This is a genomic window from Kineosporia rhizophila (assembly GCF_021277265.1).
In the GTDB taxonomy this organism is placed as follows: Bacteria; Actinomycetota; Actinomycetes; order Actinomycetales; family Kineosporiaceae; genus Kineosporia; species Kineosporia rhizophila.
In genome coordinates this window covers 143,689-158,706 of sequence record NZ_JAJSOH010000003.1, presented here as the reverse complement: position 1 = coordinate 158,706, position 15,018 = coordinate 143,689, and the positions used below count along the sequence as shown (strand labels likewise).

The following is a 15,018-nucleotide window of genomic DNA, read 5'->3' as shown; positions in this document are numbered from 1 at the left end:
GTCGCCGTATCGGTCTCAGGGCTGGGCGGGCAGGAACGGTACGTGCCCGGTGGCCTGGGCGGTGGGGGTCTGGAAGAGCCCGCGCCGGGTGAGCTCGGGCAGCACGCCCTCACCGAACCAGTACAGCTCCTCCAGGTGCGGGTAGCCGGAGAGCACGAACTCGTCGATGCCCAGCTCGGCGTACTCGGCGATCCGGTCGGCGACCTCGGCGTGGCTGCCGACCAGCGCCGTCCCGGCCCCACCCCGCACCAGGCCGACGCCTGCCCACAGGTTGGGAGCCACCTCCAGCGCGTGCGGGTCGCGCCAGCCGCCGTTACGCCGGGCGGCCTCGTGCAGCTCGAGCATCCGCGCCTGACCGGTGGACTCGCTGCGGGCCAGGCCCTTCTGCGCGGCCGCCACCACGTCCTCGCCCAGCGCGTCGGTCAGCTGACGGGCGCGGGCCCAGGCCTCGTCGGCGTCGTCGCGGGTGATGACGTGCAGCCGGATGCCGAACTTGATCTCCCGGCCGCGTTCGGCGGCGAGTTTGCGGATCCAGGCGATCTTCTCGGCCACCTTCGCGGGCGGCTCGCCCCAGGTCAGGTAGACGTCGGCGTGCTCGGCGGCGACCGGTCCGGCGGCCGGCGAGGATCCCCCGAAGTACAGCGCCGGGGTCACCGCGGGCACCGACGGGATGGTGGCCTGCTCGACCTGGATGTGTTTGCCGGTGTGGGTGACCTTCTCACCGCGCCAGAGCCCGCGGATGATGGTGAGGAACTCGTCACACCGCTCGTACCGCTCTTCCTTGGACAGGAAGTCGCCGTAGGCCCGCTGTTCGTGCGCCTCTCCCCCGGTGACCACGTTCAGCAGCAGCCGGCCCGGGGCGTGCGCCTCGAAGGTGGCGGACATCTGGGCGGCCAGGGTGGGGCTGATCAGGCCGGGCCGGAAGGCGATCAGGAACTTCAGCCGTTCCGATTCCCGGCTCAGCATCGCGGTGGTCAGCCAGGCGTCCTCGCACCAGGCCCCGGCCGGGGTGAGCGCGCCGGTGAAGCCGAACTCCTCGGCGGCCCGGGTGATCGAGCTGAGGTAGCCGATGCTGGCCCGCCGGTCACCCGAGGCCGTGCCCGCGGGCAGGCCGTGCCCGCCGCCGACGATGAACCGCGAGTCGCCGTAGGTGGGCAGGAACCAGTGAAACTTCAGTGACATGAACTGTCCTCAGATCTGGCCGTGCCGGGGCGGCGCGACGTCGTCCAGTAGCCAGCGGCCGATGTGCTGAACCTTCCAGCGCACCGGGTCGTGCAGACTGTGGGTGCGGCCGTCCCGCCAGAACCGGCTCAGGTTCAGCGAGTTCAGCGCCGAGCGGGTGCCGCCCAGTTCGAACAGGACCGAAGACGCCTCCACCGCCGCCCGCGCGGCCGTCACCTTCGCCACGGCGGTGGCCACCGAGGCCTCGGCCGTGTTGGCGGCGTCCGGAGCACTGCGGGCCACGCCCACCAGTTCGGCGGCCTGCTTCAGCAGGGCCTCCGCGCCGCGCACGGTGATCTCGGCCTCCCCGGCCGTCTGCACCAGCAGCGGGTCGTCGACCGCGCGCTCGCCGCCCGCCTCGAACCACGGGCGGGCCTTGGCCACCTGCTGTTTGGCCTCGTTCAACGCTCCCCGGGCCACCCCGGCGTCGATCGCGGCGTGCAGCAGCTGGGCGAAAGCTCCGTAGTAGGTGGGCTGATCGAAGATGGGGGTGAACGGGACCACGTCGTCCTCAGGGACCAGCACGTTCTCCAGGCGCACGGTGCCGCTGCCGGTGGTGCGCTGGCCCATCGCGTTCCAGTCGTCCTCGATCGTGACCCCGGGTGCGTCGGCCGGCACGAAGGCGATGGCCTTGGCCACCGGCCCCTCCGGCCTTTCCGGCAGGACGGCCCGCACCAGCAGCCGGTCGGCGAAGAGCGAACCGGTGGCGTAGAACTTCTGCCCCTGCAGCCGGTACTGCCCCGGCCCGTCGGGGGTGAGCGTGGTGGCGTCTTCGGTGATCGTACGCCCGCCCCGCTCGGTCTGGGCGTTCGCGTACCGGGCCCCGCGCACGACCTCGCCGAAGAAGCGAGCCTGTTGCGCGGGCGTCCCCTGTAGGCGCAGTGCCTCGAGGAAGACGTAGTGACTCTGCGGGATCTGCCCGATGCTGGGATCGACGGCGGACAGCCGCCGGAACACCTCGGTCAGGGTCTCGACCGAGACGTCCGCTCCCCCGAACCGGTCGGGCACCGACAAGGCGAACAGCCCGGCGTCCGAAAGCTTCCTGATCTCCGCGTGCGGCAGCACCCGCTCGGAATCGCGCCGCGAGGCCTCCTCGGCCAGCTCCGGCAGCAGGCCGTCGAGCACGCCGAGGGCCTCGCCCTCGCTCAGCCGTGCGGGTTCCATGTCGCCTCCGAAGTCCTCCGTGACACCGACCAGACCGTTAACCTAACTGATCTGGTGAGGAAGGGCGACGGGGGCCCGGTTACCCGGCCGGCCGGGTGCTCTCGCGCGGCAGAACCCGGTGCGGGGCGGTGATCTGCACTGCGGGCTGGGCCGGATCGTCGATCCGGGCGGCCAGTCGCTGCACGGCCTGGCGGGCGATGTGCGGGGTGTCGAGCGAGACCGTGCTGAGGGTGGGCCGGGAGTAGCGCCCCTCCTCGATGTCGTCGATGCCCACCACGGCCACGTCTTCGGGCACGCTCAGCCCGGCGTCGAACACCGCCCGGATCGCGCCCATGGCCAGCAGATCCGCGTAACAGAAGATGGCGTCGGGCGGCTGGGGCAGGGCCAGCAGGTCGCACGCCGCCTCGTAACCGGCCGCCCGCCGATAGTGCGGGGCCGCGCGCACGTATTCCGGCTGCAGCGGCAGGCCCGCCTCGCCCAGTGCCCGCCGGAAGCCCGCGGTGCGCTGCTGCGGGGTGGCGTACTCCTCGTGCGGCTGGGTGCCGATCGCCGCGATCCGCCTGCGCCCCACCGAGATCAGGTGGCTGACCGCGTCGTGCGCGGCCTGCTCGTTGTCGATCGCCACATGGTCGTAGCGGCCGTCGAAGTCGTGCTCGCCCAGCAGCACCAGCGGCACGCTCGGGGCCTCCTGCATCTCCTGCAGCTCGGCCGGGGTGACCAGCGGGCTGAACAGCAGGCCGTCGAAGAGCATGGTGCGGTCGGCCCCGGTGAGCAGCTGCCGTTCGCGCTCGTGGTCGTGCCCGGTCTGGTCGACGATCACCCGGTAGCCGATGCCGGCCGCAGCGTGGATGACCTCACGGGCCAGCTCGGCGAAGAACGGCACGTCGATCTCGGGGACCACCAGGGCGAGGACGCCGGTGCGGCCGGTGCGCAGGGTGCGGGCGATCGGGTTGGGCCGGTAGTCCAGCTCCTCCATCGCGGCCATCACCTTGCTGCGCATCGCCTCGCTGACGTGCTGGTACCCGCTGACGACGTTGTTGACGGTGCGCAGGGAGACCTGCGCGTGCCGGGCCACGTCCCGCAACGTCGCCGCCACCGGCATCCTCCTCGAGTCCGCTTCCACCGGCCTCCAGTCTAGGTCTTGCCTACGTGTGCAAACACCCCCTACTTTGCACACGTAGGCAAACCACGAACGTCATGCACAAGGGAGTGCTCATGTCCGCAGTACCCCGCCCCGGCGGCCTGACCCGGCGGCAGATGAACGGGCTGCTGGTGGCCGCCCTGGCCGGCACCCTGGCCGCCTGCGGGCCGTCCATCACCGAGGAGTCCCCCGGCGAGACCGCAACCGGCGGCGAGCGGCTCAAGGCCCCCACCGGCGACCCCTCCGGCGAGATCGTGATCTGGGACCGCTCGGGCGACCTGTTCAAGGTCTTCGAGGCCGCCATCGCCATGTTCAACGCCAAGTACCCGAACGTCACTGTCCGGCACGAGGCCGTCGACATCGACGCCAAGCTGCAGAACACCCTGATCACCGGCACCGACGTGCCCGACGGGGTGTTCCTCGACGACGCCAAGGTGGGCGGCTTCGCCGACTACCTCTGGGACCTGAAAGACCTGCTGCAGCCCTACACCCAGGACATCGCCGCGCAGAAGGTGGCGGTCAACTCCCTGGACGGCGGCATCTACGGGGTGCCGTTCGACCTCGACCCGGGCCTGCTCTTCTACAACGAGAAGGCGCTCGCCGCGGCCGGAATCGACCCGGAGTCGATCGAGACGTACGACGACCTGCTCGCCGCCGCCCGCACCTACCAGGAGTTCAGGCCCGGCTCCGGGCCGATCCACCTGGAGCAGAGCGCCTTCCTCGGCCAGCTGCAGCTGGAGATGTACGCCAACCAGCTCGGCACCTCACTGGCCGGCCCCGACGGCAAGCTCCGGCTCGACTCCCCCGAGTACCGGCAGATCCTGACCTGGCTCGACACCGTCAGCAAGGAGAAGCTGGGCACCCGCGCCGAGTACCTCACCCCCGGCGACGTGGGCGCCCTGGAGTCCGGCGACCAGGTGTTCTACCCGTGGGCGATCTGGTTCTCCTTCGCCCCGCAGCAGCAGCTGCCCAAGACCTCCGGCGACTGGCGGGCCATGCCGCTGCCCGCCTGGGAGGCCGGGGGCGCTCGCAGCGGCGCGATGGGCGGCTCGTCGTTCGTGCTGCCCAAGGCCGGCCAGAACTCCGGGCTGGCCTGGCTGTTCTACGAGTTCCTGATGTTCGACGAGGCCGGCTACAGCGCGGTCTGGGGCCCCAGCGAGGTCTACCCGCAGGGCCTGAACACCTCCATCCCCAGCTACCGGCCCGCCGCCGACCCGGCCAAGCCGCTGTTCGAGCCGGTCGAGGCCCTGGGCGACCAGGACCTGTGGGCCACCGCGACCGAGGCCGGCGCCCAGATCCCGGCCGGGGCACCGATTCCCGCGTGGTGGGCCGGTGCCGTCGACTACCTGGGCAACGACGTGCAGCGCATGCTCGACGGCGACCTCTCGCCCGAGCAGGTCGTGAAGCAGGCCGCCCAGAACATCCAGAAGAATCTCGTGGACCGGAGCTGAGATCCCGTGTCACTGGCCCCACTCACCCGCGCCGCCCCGGCGCAACCGCCACCACCGGTGCCCCGGGGCGGCACGGCCCGGCTGCGCCGCCGTCTGGCCCCCTACGTCTTCGTCGCGCCGTTCATCGCCCTGTTCGCCGCCTTCAGCGCGTACCCGATGCTCTTCACGCTGCGCCTGAGCTTCACCGACTGGCGGGGTTCGGGCTCGGCGCAGTGGGTCGGCTGGGGCAACTACACCTATCTGCTGGGCAGCGAGGCGTTCTGGGCCTCACTGGGCAACTCGGCCGTGCTGTGGCTGCTCGTCGTGCCCGCCCAGATCGCCCTGGCCCTGCTGGTCGCGGTCTGCCTGAACAACGCGAAACTGCGCCTGCGCGGCCTGTACCGGGTCTCGTTCCTGGTCCCGTTCGTGACCCCGCTGGTGGCGGTGGCGCAGATCTGGGTGGTGCTGTTCGACCAGAACTACGGCGCGATCAACCGGATCCTGTCGCTGGCCGGCCTGCCCGACGTGGGCTGGCTGACCACCACCACCTGGGCCAAGCCCACGCTGGCCCTGCTGTTCATCTGGAAGACCACCGGTTTCATCGTGGTGATCCTGCTGTCCGGGCTGCAGAGCCTGGACCACTCGCTGTACGAGGCCGCCGAACTCGACGGCGCCGGCACCGTGCGCCGGCTGTGGTCGATCACCGTTCCGCTGATCCGCCGCACCCTGGCGTTCGCCGCGATCATGCAGACCCTGGCCGTGTTCCAGATGTTCGCCGAACCGTTCGTGGTCACCGACGGCGGGCCGTACAACTCCACCACCACGGCCGGTTTCGAGCTGTACAAGCACATCAACCAGGCCGACCTCGGCACCGGCGCCGCCAACTCCTTCCTGCTGGTCGTCGTGGTGATGGCGCTGTCCCTGCTGTTCGTGCGACTGCTGCGCACCGAGGACTGATCATGAAACACACCCGTGAACGAGCCGCCGCCGTCGGCGCCCACACCTTTCTCGGCATCGTGCTGGTGCTCTCGCTGGCCCCGGTGCTGTGGGCCGTGGTCTCGGCGTTCAAGCCTCCCGCGCAGATCGTGGCCGACCCGCTCGGCCTGGACCTGTCGGCCCTGACCCTGGACAACTTCCGCCGGATGTTCGACGACGTGCCGCTGCTCAGCGGTTTCGCCAACACCGCGGTGGTGCTGCTCAGCAAGGGCACCCTGACCCTGCTGCTGGCCCCGCTGGCCGCCTTCGGCTTCGCCAAGTACCGCTTCGTGGGCAAGAACCTGCTGTTCGGCGCGGTCCTGGTGACCCTGATGCTGCCCACCATCGTCCTGATCATCCCGCTGCTGCTGCAGATGAAGGAACTGGGCTGGGTCAACACCTACCAGGCGCTGATCCTGCCCGGCGCGGTCGACGCCTTCGCCATCTTCTGGATGCGCCAGGTGATCGCCGACATCCCGGACGAGCTGCTCGACGCCGCCCGCATCGACGGCTGCGGCGAGCTGGGCATCTTCACCCGGGTGGTGATGCCGCTGATCCGCCCGGCGCTGGCCGGCCTGGGGGTGCTCACCGTGATGAACATCTACAACGACTTCGTCTGGCCGGTCGTGGTGGCCAACAGCGAGCGCATGGCCACGCTCCAGGTGGTGCTCTCCACACTGGCGCAGAACATCACCGGCAACCGGATCGGCGCCGACTACGCCACCGTCACCGGCGAACTGCTGGCCGCCGCCTCGATCGCCATGCTGCCCCTGGTGGTCATCTTCATCGCCCTGCAGCGGCATTTCGTCAACGGCATCCTGGCCGGCAGCGTCAAAGGCTGACTTTCCCATCCACCCCCTCGAGAGGCCGTGTCATGACCTCCCTGCCCGACGTCGAGTTCGACGGCATCGCAACCACCCCGGCGCTTCCCCGCCCCGAATACCCACGACCCGATTTCGACCGGTCCCAGCAATGGACGTCGTTGAACGGCTTGTGGGAGCTGGCGACCGAGGACGCTGTGGTCCCGGTGACGGTGCCGTTCGCCTGGGAGACCAGCGCCTCCGGTGTGGGCCGCACCTGGCTGGAACGGGCCGCCTACCGTCGTTCCATCTCAGTACCCGCCGCCTGGGCCGGGAACCGGGTCGTTCTGTGCTTCGGCGCCGTGCACCACGAGGCCCACGTGCTGCTCGACGGCGTCCAGATCGCCCATCACGTCGGTGGGTACACGCCGTTCGAGGTCGACGTGACCGACCTCGTACCGGCCGGCGGTGAGGCCCGGCTGGAGGTTCGCGTCCACGCCCCGGCCGACAAGCGCCAGATCCCGCACGGCAAGCAGCGTTCCATTCCCCGCACCGACTACGACGGGGTCTGCTTCACCCCCACCTCCGGCATCTGGCAGAGCGTCTGGCTGGAGGTGCGCGGCCGTACGTATCTGGCTCACGCCGCCCTGGACGGCGACCAGCTCGACGGTTTCGGTCTCAGCGGCGAACTGGCCGGTGATCACCCGGCCGGAACCCGGGTCACCGCCCGGGTGGTGGCCGGTTCGCGGCTGCGTGAGAGCGTTGAGCTGACCACCGACAACAATGGACGCTTCAGTGGGCGGCTGCTGATCACTCACCCCCGCCTGTGGTCACCGGACGATCCCCACCTCTACCGGATCGAGCTGGTCACCGACGCGGCCGGATCGCCAGACGTGGTCACGCTCACCGGTGGCCTGCGGCGCATCGAGGTACGCGGGGAAGAGCTGTGGCTCAACGGTTCCCGGCTCTACCTGCGCGGAGTGCTCGACCAGGGCTACTGGCCCGGCACCGGCCTGACCGCCCCCGACGACCAGGCCCTGCGGCACGACCTGCAGATCGCCCGCGACAACGGCTACAACCTGGTGCGCAAGCACATCAAGCTGGAAGACCCGCGCTGGCTGCACCACGCCGACCAGCTGGGCGTGCTGGTCTGGGCCGAACCCCCGGCCGCCAGCCGCTTCAGCCCGGCAGCAGCCCAGGCGTTCGAGGACCAGTTGCCAGAGATGGTCTGGCGCGACGGGAACCACCCGTGCATCGTCATCTGGGGCCTGTACAACGAGGAATGGGGCCTGGACTGGGACATCCCAGGCAGTCCGGAACGGGCCCGGGCCGCCCGCACCGCCTACGAGAAGCTCAGGGGCCTGGACGAGTCCCGCCCGATCGTGGACAACTCCGGCTGGGCCCACGTGATCACCGACCTGCTCGACTGGCACTACTACGACGAGGACCCGGCCGCCTGGGCACGCAACCTCGCCGACCTGGCCTCCGGCACTCGCGAGGACTTCCCGGTGCGGCTGGGCGCCGACTTCGTGGTGGACAAGTCGCTGTACGCCAACGACTCTCACCCCCGTCAGGGCGTCCCGATCCTGAACAGCGAGTACGGGGCGGGCTTCACCAGTCTGGAGCGGGCCTGGCACCTGCGCTGGCAGACCCAGGAACTGCGCCGGCACGACCGGTTCGCCGGCTACGTGTACACCGAACTGACCGACATCGAGCACGAGATGGCCGGGCTGCTCGACTACCACCGCACCGGCAAGGACCTGGGCGGTCTGGACCCCCGAGACGTCAACACCGACACCGTGCTGGTGGTCGACCTGGTCCCGGCCGCCGCCGGCGCCGACATCCCGGTGCCCGAGGCGGAACTCAAGTTGGACGTGCACGTCTCGCACCACGGCGGATCCGCTCTGACCGGCCGCCTCCAGGCCGGCTGGGCCCCGGCCGGGCACCCGGCAGACCTCCCCCTGCCCACCCCCGACACCACCAGCGCACCGGTCACCGCCCACCCCTTCCAACTCTCCGACAGCGCAACTCTCGTGATCGCGCCTCCCAGGCCCACCTCGTCCAAACGCTTGTGGATCTGGCTCTTGGACGACGAGGGCCTGGTACGGGCCAAGACATTCGTGGACGCCGGGCCGATCGAGGCTCCCAACCGGCGCGGCGCCCGCGTCACCCCACCGGCCGCACCAACCGAGTAATTCCGTAAGTTCAACAAACCGGAGGACGAAACCATGCGCTACCAAGGACGGTCGCTGCACTGGCGTCACTGGAAACGATCGCTCGCGGCCCTGGCCGCTCCCCTGCTTCTGCTGACCGCGGCATTAGGGGTACTCGCAGCAACCCCCGCCGCCGCGGCCATCCCCGGGCAGGTGCTCTACTCCCCGAACCTGTCCACCTACCCCAATGGCACCGCCGGCTACCCCCGGGCCATCCGCCTCAACCACGACGGCTCGGCCAACCAGACCATGCTGGCCACCTTCGCCCGGGGCGGGCACAACAGCCGGGGCGATCTGCCGATCTACCGCAGCACCAACGGCGGCAGCTCCTGGAGCCAGATCTCCACCGTCACCTCCAACACCCCAGGCTGGGACATCGAGGCCCCCACCCTGTTCGAGGTGCCCCGTAACATCACCGGGCTGAACGCCGGCGACATCCTGGCCGCCGGAACGGCCTGGCAGGTGGGCAACTACACGCAGCAGAAGGTCGAGGTCTTCCGCAGCACCAACGGCGGCGCCAGCTGGAGCTACCTGTCCAACTGCACGCAGACCAGCGGCCAGCCCAACAGCTGGGGCCACGGAATCTGGGAACCGACCTTCCTGGTGGCCGACAACAACTCGCTGGTCTGCTTCATCTCCGACGAGCGCCCGGCCGGCTCCCCCACCAACAACCAGGTGATCGGGCACTACACCTCCACCAACGGCGGGGCGAGCTGGGGCTCGGCGTTCACCGCCGACGTCAGCTTCCCCGGTGACAACCTCGCCCGGCCCGGCATGCAGACGTTCGCCGAGCTCCCCAACGGCGACTTCATCATGTCCTACGAGATGTGCCGCGACGCCACCAACGCCGACCACGCCTGCGAGGTCTACGTGAAGACCAGCGCGGACGGGCTGAACTGGGGTGCCCCCGGCAGCGCGGGCACCCTGGTGCGCACCTCGGACGACCGGGAGCTGCTGCACACGCCCTACATCTCCTGGACCTCCGGCGGTGGCCCGAACGGCACCCTGCTGCTGTCCGGCCAGCGCGTGGTGGCCGGGCCTACGGGCAACAAGGCCGTACTGGCCGAGTCGGGCACGGTGCTGTTCGTCAACCGCAACCTCGGCGCCGGCGCCTGGACCGAGGCCGCTACCCCCGTCACCGTCAACCCCACCGGGGGCTACGCCACCGGCGTCCCCTCCTGCCCGGGCTACTCCACCCCCGCCATCCCCCGTGAGGACGGGACGACCTACACCTACTTCGCCGCTACCTGGCGCGGGCAGAACAACCAGTGCGAGGTGCGCTTCGGCACCGGCCGGATCCCCGGGCCCACCGGCACGATCCGCACCACCGACGGTAAGTGCCTGGACGTAGACACCAACACCGCCGACAACGGCCGCGCCGCGCAGCTCTACACCTGCGGCACGGCCACCGGGCAGCGCTGGTCGATGGAGAGCGATGGCTCGATCCGGGCCTTCGGCAAGTGCCTGGACGTGGACGCCCAGGGCACCGCCAACTTCACCAAGGTCCAGATCTGGGAGTGCAACGGCTCCGGCGCCCAGCAGTGGCAGAAGCACACCGCCAACGCCCTGCGTAACCCCCAGTCCGGACGCTGCCTGGACATCCCCCAGGGCAACACCGCCAACGGCACCAAGCTGCAGATCTACGACTGCAACGGCCTGGCCTCGCAGTCCTGGACCACGCCCTGACCTAGGTGGCCGTGCCCTCCGGCTCCTCGGAGGGCACGGCCGTCAGTACACCCGCACCCGCGTTCCGATCGGCATCTTGCCGGTGTTCCAGATCCAGTCGACAGCCGCGTTGCTCACCCGCACGCAGCCGTGCGAGGCGGGGTAGGCGGGCACGCTGTCGGCGCCGTGCACGGCGATCCCGCCGTTGAAGTACTTCGGCCGGTACAGCACTCCCAGCGGGGCATGACGGACGCCGTCGATCTGGCGGTACACCCGGTAACGCCCACTGGGGGTGCTGGCCACGCGGGTCGTGCCCTGGCTGCTGTACTGCTGGCCACTTCCGGTGGAGGTGTTCAGCGTGAACCGGACCCGGCCGTCGTCGACGATCTTCAGAACCTGGCGTTTCTTGTCCACCTCGATCACGTGCCCCCGCGAACTGCGGGCCTTGGGGCGCACCCCGTCGGCCAGGGCGCGCCAGACCTTGGGCCCGGCGATTCCGTCGCGGGGTAGGCGCGCGACCTTCTTCAGGGCGAGCACGGCCTGCTCGGTGTTGCCGCCGAACTGCCCGTCAGCCGTGCCACCTGTCCAGTAGCCCAGCGCGTTCAGCTTCTTCTGCAGGGTGCGCACGGCCGGCCCGGAGTCGCCGCGTTTCAGCGTGGGCTGGGCAACGGCAACAACAGAGGACGTTTGCAGCGCCTGCGTGGAAAGGGCGGCCTGGGTGGGGGTGGCCGCTTGGGCGCCTGCGGGGGCGACGCCGATGAGGGCGGCGGAGAGGACGGCCGCGCCGAGGAGACGTGCGACGGCCCGACGAGCAACGTTTTTCGACTTCACAGCCAGCTCCCGTCGTAGATCACGACAAGACCGGGCCCTGGACGGTCCAAACCCGGTGACTACCAGATTAGAACCGATTGCGGCTTATGGCCCTTTCGGTGCGCGTGGTCCGGTGCGATCACCCGAAGGACGGGTGGGTCGGCTTGGTATGCTCCGTTTGGCTGTTAAAGGAGCATCGGGGGCTACTGGAGTGAGCGGGGCGGCAGACACGTCCGACAGGCCACTGGACCTGCCACCGACGTCGGCACAGCGCCGTCTGCAGCGCAGCGGCTCCACCCGCTACCTCAGCGCCGGCACCTACCTCGACGCCGACTTCCGCAACGCCGTGCTCGACGAGTTCCTGGGCCGCCGCGACCGAGCCGTGGCCCCCGCGTTCAGCACCGACGCGGTGCCCGTGGTCCGCCACGCCCTCAACGCCCGGCGACACCAGATCGTCCGCGACGCCGTCCTCACCGCCGTCCTGGTGGTCTTCCTGGTGATCCAGGCCAAGATCCTGCTGGCCGTGCTCGCCCTGGTGGTCACCGCCCTGCTGCTCTGGCGTGCGCTGAAGGCGGTGGCCCGGCTGCGCTTCGGCACCGCCGTGGCCCACGTCGGTGCGGCCCTGATCAGCCTGCTGGTCGCGCTGCTCTTCCTGGAGTCGCACTCGAACCTGTTCTCCTCGATCGACGGCTCGACCGGCTACGAGGAGACCGACTCCTTCGGGTCGGTCCTGGTGCAGACGCTCGGCGTCCTGCTGGTGGTGCTGGGCTCGGCCTGGACCGCGGTGGTCGTCGAGCGGCTGGCCAACCGCCAGATCATTCTCGACCGCCTGATGCCGCGCCGGTTCGTGCCCTCCACCAGCCCCACCGGCCCCAAGAAGCACCAGGCCCGGCTGCGGTACATCGCCGAGGCGCAGAGCGGCAACGTCACCTACTACCCACCCGACGCCTCCGAGCGTCCGTTCGTGGGTGCCGGTACCGTCCAGCGTTCCTGGACCCAGGCCGTCCCCCTGATCGGTTCCGGCAGCGCCCCGGGCAGCAGCGAACCCGAGCTGACCACCGATTCGTTGCGCGATGCGCTCTCCCGCGACCTGGCCCGGCTGCACGACACCGGCCCGCAGAACGAGGTCTCGGTCCAGGACCGGCTGGTCACACCGGCCGCGGCGCGGGCCGACGACCCGCGCACCGACGCCGCCACCGGCCTGCTGCAGCACCGGCTCACGCCCGAGCAGATGGAACTGCTGGCCGAGGCCGACAGCGCGGGCGTGCACCGGTACCTGAGCGTGCGGATGGCGCCCGGCCACGGCGACTCCGAGATCTGGGTGTTCGTGCGCTGCCTGGTCGAGGCGCAGACCCTGCACCTCGACGTGATCGGCTGCTCCCTGCCCCCGGTTCGGCCGAGCTACCGCGAGGTCGACCAGTACACCCCCTCCGACCTCGGCGTCGTACTGCGTACCGCAGTCAGCGCACTGCCCGAGGTGCCGGGGCTCCTGCTGCGCGCTCCCCTGCGCCTGTTCCTGGCCCTGATCGGCCAGGACCACGTCTCGTGGGACCTGCGCAGCCGGATGCGCCAGCTCGGCTCCGCCGCGACCACCGGCCGCGGGGCCCGGGCCGGCGTGCGTGAACTCGGCACCGACCAGGAGTCCCCCGACCTCCTGGCGGGCATGGCCACACAACGCCAGATCCGGCTCATCGAGCAGCAGGTGGTCGACACGGTGGCCGAATCGATGGAACGTTCCGGATTCAGCGCCGAGGAGTTCCGCCGGCGCACCCGTAACCAGCTCGACGGGCCGGCCCAGTGAGCTGCAGCCGCTGCGGCGCCCCCTACCTGCCCGCCGACCCCGAATGCCCCCGCTGCGGGCTGCACTTCCCCACCGCCGCGACCCCCCACGTCGCGGCGCCGGGCAAACACACCACCGGTGACTCCGAGCGTCCGTGGCTGCTGAGGGGGGCATCAGTCATCGCCGTGCTGCTGCTGGCCTTCGTCGCCCTCAACGTGCTCGCCCCCACCGGCGACGACGGCAACAACTCCAGGTGGCGCCCCTCCGACCTGCCCGACCCGAACGCCCCCACCGCCTCGGCCGCCCCGACCGGCGAGAACCTGGCCAAGAACGCCACGATCGTGGCCGACCGCACCGGCGACCCGGGCGTCGACGGGGCTGGCCAGACCATCACCTACAGCACCGCGAACCTGGTCGACGACGACCTCGAAACGGCCTGGCGGGCAACCGGTTACTACTCCGGCGAGGAGATCACCATCACCCTGCCGGCCAGCACCGAGATCCGCACGGTCGGCCTGACCAACGGCTACACCAAGATCGACGCCACCTCCGGCGACGACCGCTACACCTCGGCCCGCCGCATCCGCTCGGTGACCTGGCTGTTCGACGGCGGCCCGAGCGTCAACCAGGACCTGGACGACGGCGAGCGCGAGATCCAGTACAAGCAGATCGACCCGGTGCAGACGCAGACCATCAGGTTGCGGATCAACCAGACCACCACCCCGGGCAAGTTCAACGACGACCACACCGCCATCACCGAACTGTTCCTGGGCGCGCAGTAGAGCTGCTTCAGGCCACGCAGAGGCCGGGTACGGCCTCGGCCCGGAACAGGTGCGGGCTCGCGACCAGGCTGGCCGGGTAGAGGTCGCGTGCGGCGGCCCGGACGTCGGAGTCGAGCCGGGAGGTCTTGTAGGCCTCGACGGATTCCCAGACGGCGTGGTTGAGGAAGGTGCTGCTGCCGGCGATGCCTCGGTACAGCTGGGTGGAGATGAAACCGGGCCGGCGCTTGAGCGCGGCGGCATCGGTGGACCAGGCCAGGAGCAGCTGGTCGACGTCGGCCTCGTCGACCCGCAGTACATTGACCAGGACGACCGGGCCACCAACCTCCTCGAGCTGTTCGGCCAGGGTGACGTTGCGGGCGAGTTCTTCGAACTGGGGCATGATCGTTGCTTCTTCGGGTCGTAGGGGATGCGGGGTCTAGCGGGCCGACGGGATGCGCGGCAGCACCGCTGCGGCCAGGCCGTCGAGGGCCTTGCGGGCGCTGCGCTCCACTGCTTCGGTGGGGCGGAACGAGGGATGTGCACCGTCCTGGTGGATGAGCGTCTCGATGAACGGGATGGGCACGAAGCCGGTGACCCGCATCCCCAGGGCGATCAGGACCGGTTCCAGGGCCATGGCGGCCCTGGCGCCGCCGGCCACCCCGCCGTAGCTGACCAGGGCCACCGGCTTGTCCCGCCACTCGTGGAAGAGGTGGTCGAGGGCGTTCTTCAGGGCCGCGTTGTAGCCGTGGTTGTACTCGGGCATGACGAAGGCGAAGGCGTCGGCCCGCTGGACGGTGGCGCTGAAGGCGCGGGTGGAGGCCAGCCGGTAGTCGGAACGGCTGGGGTGCTCGGGCTCGGCGAACATCGGCAGCCCGACCTCGGCCAGGTCGACGACTTCGACGTCGAACCCGCCGTGCTCGAGTGCGATCTGCGAGATCCAGCGCCCGGTCGGCTCTCCGGCCCGTCCCGGTCGGGTGCTGGCGATCAGCACCTGCAGGCGGGGCCGGGGTCGGAGTGAGCTGGAGTAGGTGGTCAGGACTGCCATACGGTCAGTGTCG

Annotated in this window: 13 protein-coding genes; 7 read left to right on the top strand and 6 right to left on the bottom strand. The window is 70.3% G+C overall.

Going from position 1 to position 15,018, the window contains the following annotated elements; all coding sequences use genetic code 11:
* Positions 1-15: 15 nt before the first annotated feature.
* From LWF15_RS07380 to LWF15_RS07370, 3 genes are all read right to left on the bottom strand, one after another.
* Positions 16-1,182 carry an LLM class flavin-dependent oxidoreductase gene (locus LWF15_RS07380; RefSeq protein ID WP_232809634.1) on the bottom strand — a complete coding sequence of 389 codons (1,167 nt, stop codon included), beginning with the start codon at positions 1,180-1,182 and terminating at the stop codon, positions 16-18.
* 9 nt (positions 1,183-1,191) lie between these two features.
* Positions 1,192-2,385 carry an SfnB family sulfur acquisition oxidoreductase gene (locus LWF15_RS07375; RefSeq protein ID WP_232809633.1) on the bottom strand — a complete coding sequence of 398 codons (1,194 nt, stop codon included), beginning with the start codon at positions 2,383-2,385 and terminating at the stop codon, positions 1,192-1,194.
* Positions 2,386-2,464: 79 nt separating this feature from the next.
* The gene (locus LWF15_RS07370) at positions 2,465-3,481 is read right to left on the bottom strand and encodes a LacI family DNA-binding transcriptional regulator (protein ID WP_232809632.1); all 1,017 of its coding nucleotides are present in this window, start codon (positions 3,479-3,481) and stop codon (positions 2,465-2,467) included.
* A 119-nt stretch (positions 3,482-3,600) separates the two neighbouring features.
* On the opposite strand from LWF15_RS07370, the gene LWF15_RS07365 reads away from it, so the two are divergent.
* The 5 genes from LWF15_RS07365 to LWF15_RS36090 are packed head-to-tail and all read left to right on the top strand — an operon-like array spanning position 3,601 to position 10,630.
* Entirely contained in the window at positions 3,601-4,977 is a 1,377-nt protein-coding gene (locus LWF15_RS07365; RefSeq protein ID WP_269809759.1) for an ABC transporter substrate-binding protein, read from the top strand.
* A gap of 6 nt (positions 4,978-4,983) precedes the next feature.
* Positions 4,984-5,913: a carbohydrate ABC transporter permease gene (locus tag LWF15_RS07360; protein ID WP_232809630.1), complete on the top strand. Its 930-nt coding sequence runs from the start codon at positions 4,984-4,986 to the stop codon at positions 5,911-5,913.
* A gap of 2 nt (positions 5,914-5,915) precedes the next feature.
* Entirely contained in the window at positions 5,916-6,773 is an 858-nt protein-coding gene (locus LWF15_RS07355; protein ID WP_232809629.1) for a carbohydrate ABC transporter permease, read from the top strand.
* 32 nt (positions 6,774-6,805) lie between these two features.
* Positions 6,806-8,926: a glycoside hydrolase family 2 protein gene (locus LWF15_RS07350; protein WP_232809628.1), complete on the top strand. Its 2,121-nt coding sequence runs from the start codon at positions 6,806-6,808 to the stop codon at positions 8,924-8,926.
* A gap of 33 nt (positions 8,927-8,959) precedes the next feature.
* Positions 8,960-10,630, top strand: coding sequence for a ricin-type beta-trefoil lectin domain protein (locus tag LWF15_RS36090; protein WP_269809758.1), 1,671 nt, complete (start codon positions 8,960-8,962; stop codon positions 10,628-10,630).
* 42 nt (positions 10,631-10,672) lie between these two features.
* On the opposite strand, the gene LWF15_RS07340 is transcribed toward LWF15_RS36090, so the two are convergent.
* A complete protein-coding gene (locus tag LWF15_RS07340) occupies positions 10,673-11,440 on the bottom strand; it encodes a L,D-transpeptidase family protein (protein WP_232809627.1) in 768 nt (255 codons plus the stop codon).
* Between the two features lie 190 nt (positions 11,441-11,630).
* Between LWF15_RS07340 and LWF15_RS07335 the strand changes: the two genes are divergently transcribed.
* Both LWF15_RS07335 and LWF15_RS07330 read left to right on the top strand, forming a co-directional pair.
* Entirely contained in the window at positions 11,631-13,220 is a 1,590-nt protein-coding gene (locus LWF15_RS07335; RefSeq protein WP_232809626.1) for a hypothetical protein, read from the top strand.
* The gene (locus LWF15_RS07330) at positions 13,217-13,981 is read left to right on the top strand and encodes an NADase-type glycan-binding domain-containing protein (protein WP_232809625.1); all 765 of its coding nucleotides are present in this window, start codon (positions 13,217-13,219) and stop codon (positions 13,979-13,981) included. Before LWF15_RS07335 ends, LWF15_RS07330 begins: the two co-directional genes overlap by 4 nt.
* Positions 13,982-13,988: 7 nt before the next feature.
* Here the strand turns inward: LWF15_RS07330 and LWF15_RS07325 are convergent, their stop codons facing one another.
* Together LWF15_RS07325 and LWF15_RS07320 are read right to left on the bottom strand one after the other, a co-directional pair.
* The gene (locus LWF15_RS07325) at positions 13,989-14,360 is read right to left on the bottom strand and encodes an antibiotic biosynthesis monooxygenase family protein (protein WP_232809624.1); all 372 of its coding nucleotides are present in this window, start codon (positions 14,358-14,360) and stop codon (positions 13,989-13,991) included.
* A 36-nt stretch (positions 14,361-14,396) separates the two neighbouring features.
* Complete coding sequence (locus tag LWF15_RS07320; protein WP_232809623.1) at positions 14,397-15,005, bottom strand: NADPH-dependent FMN reductase; 609 nt, start codon at positions 15,003-15,005, stop codon at positions 14,397-14,399.
* Positions 15,006-15,018 lie beyond the last annotated feature (13 nt).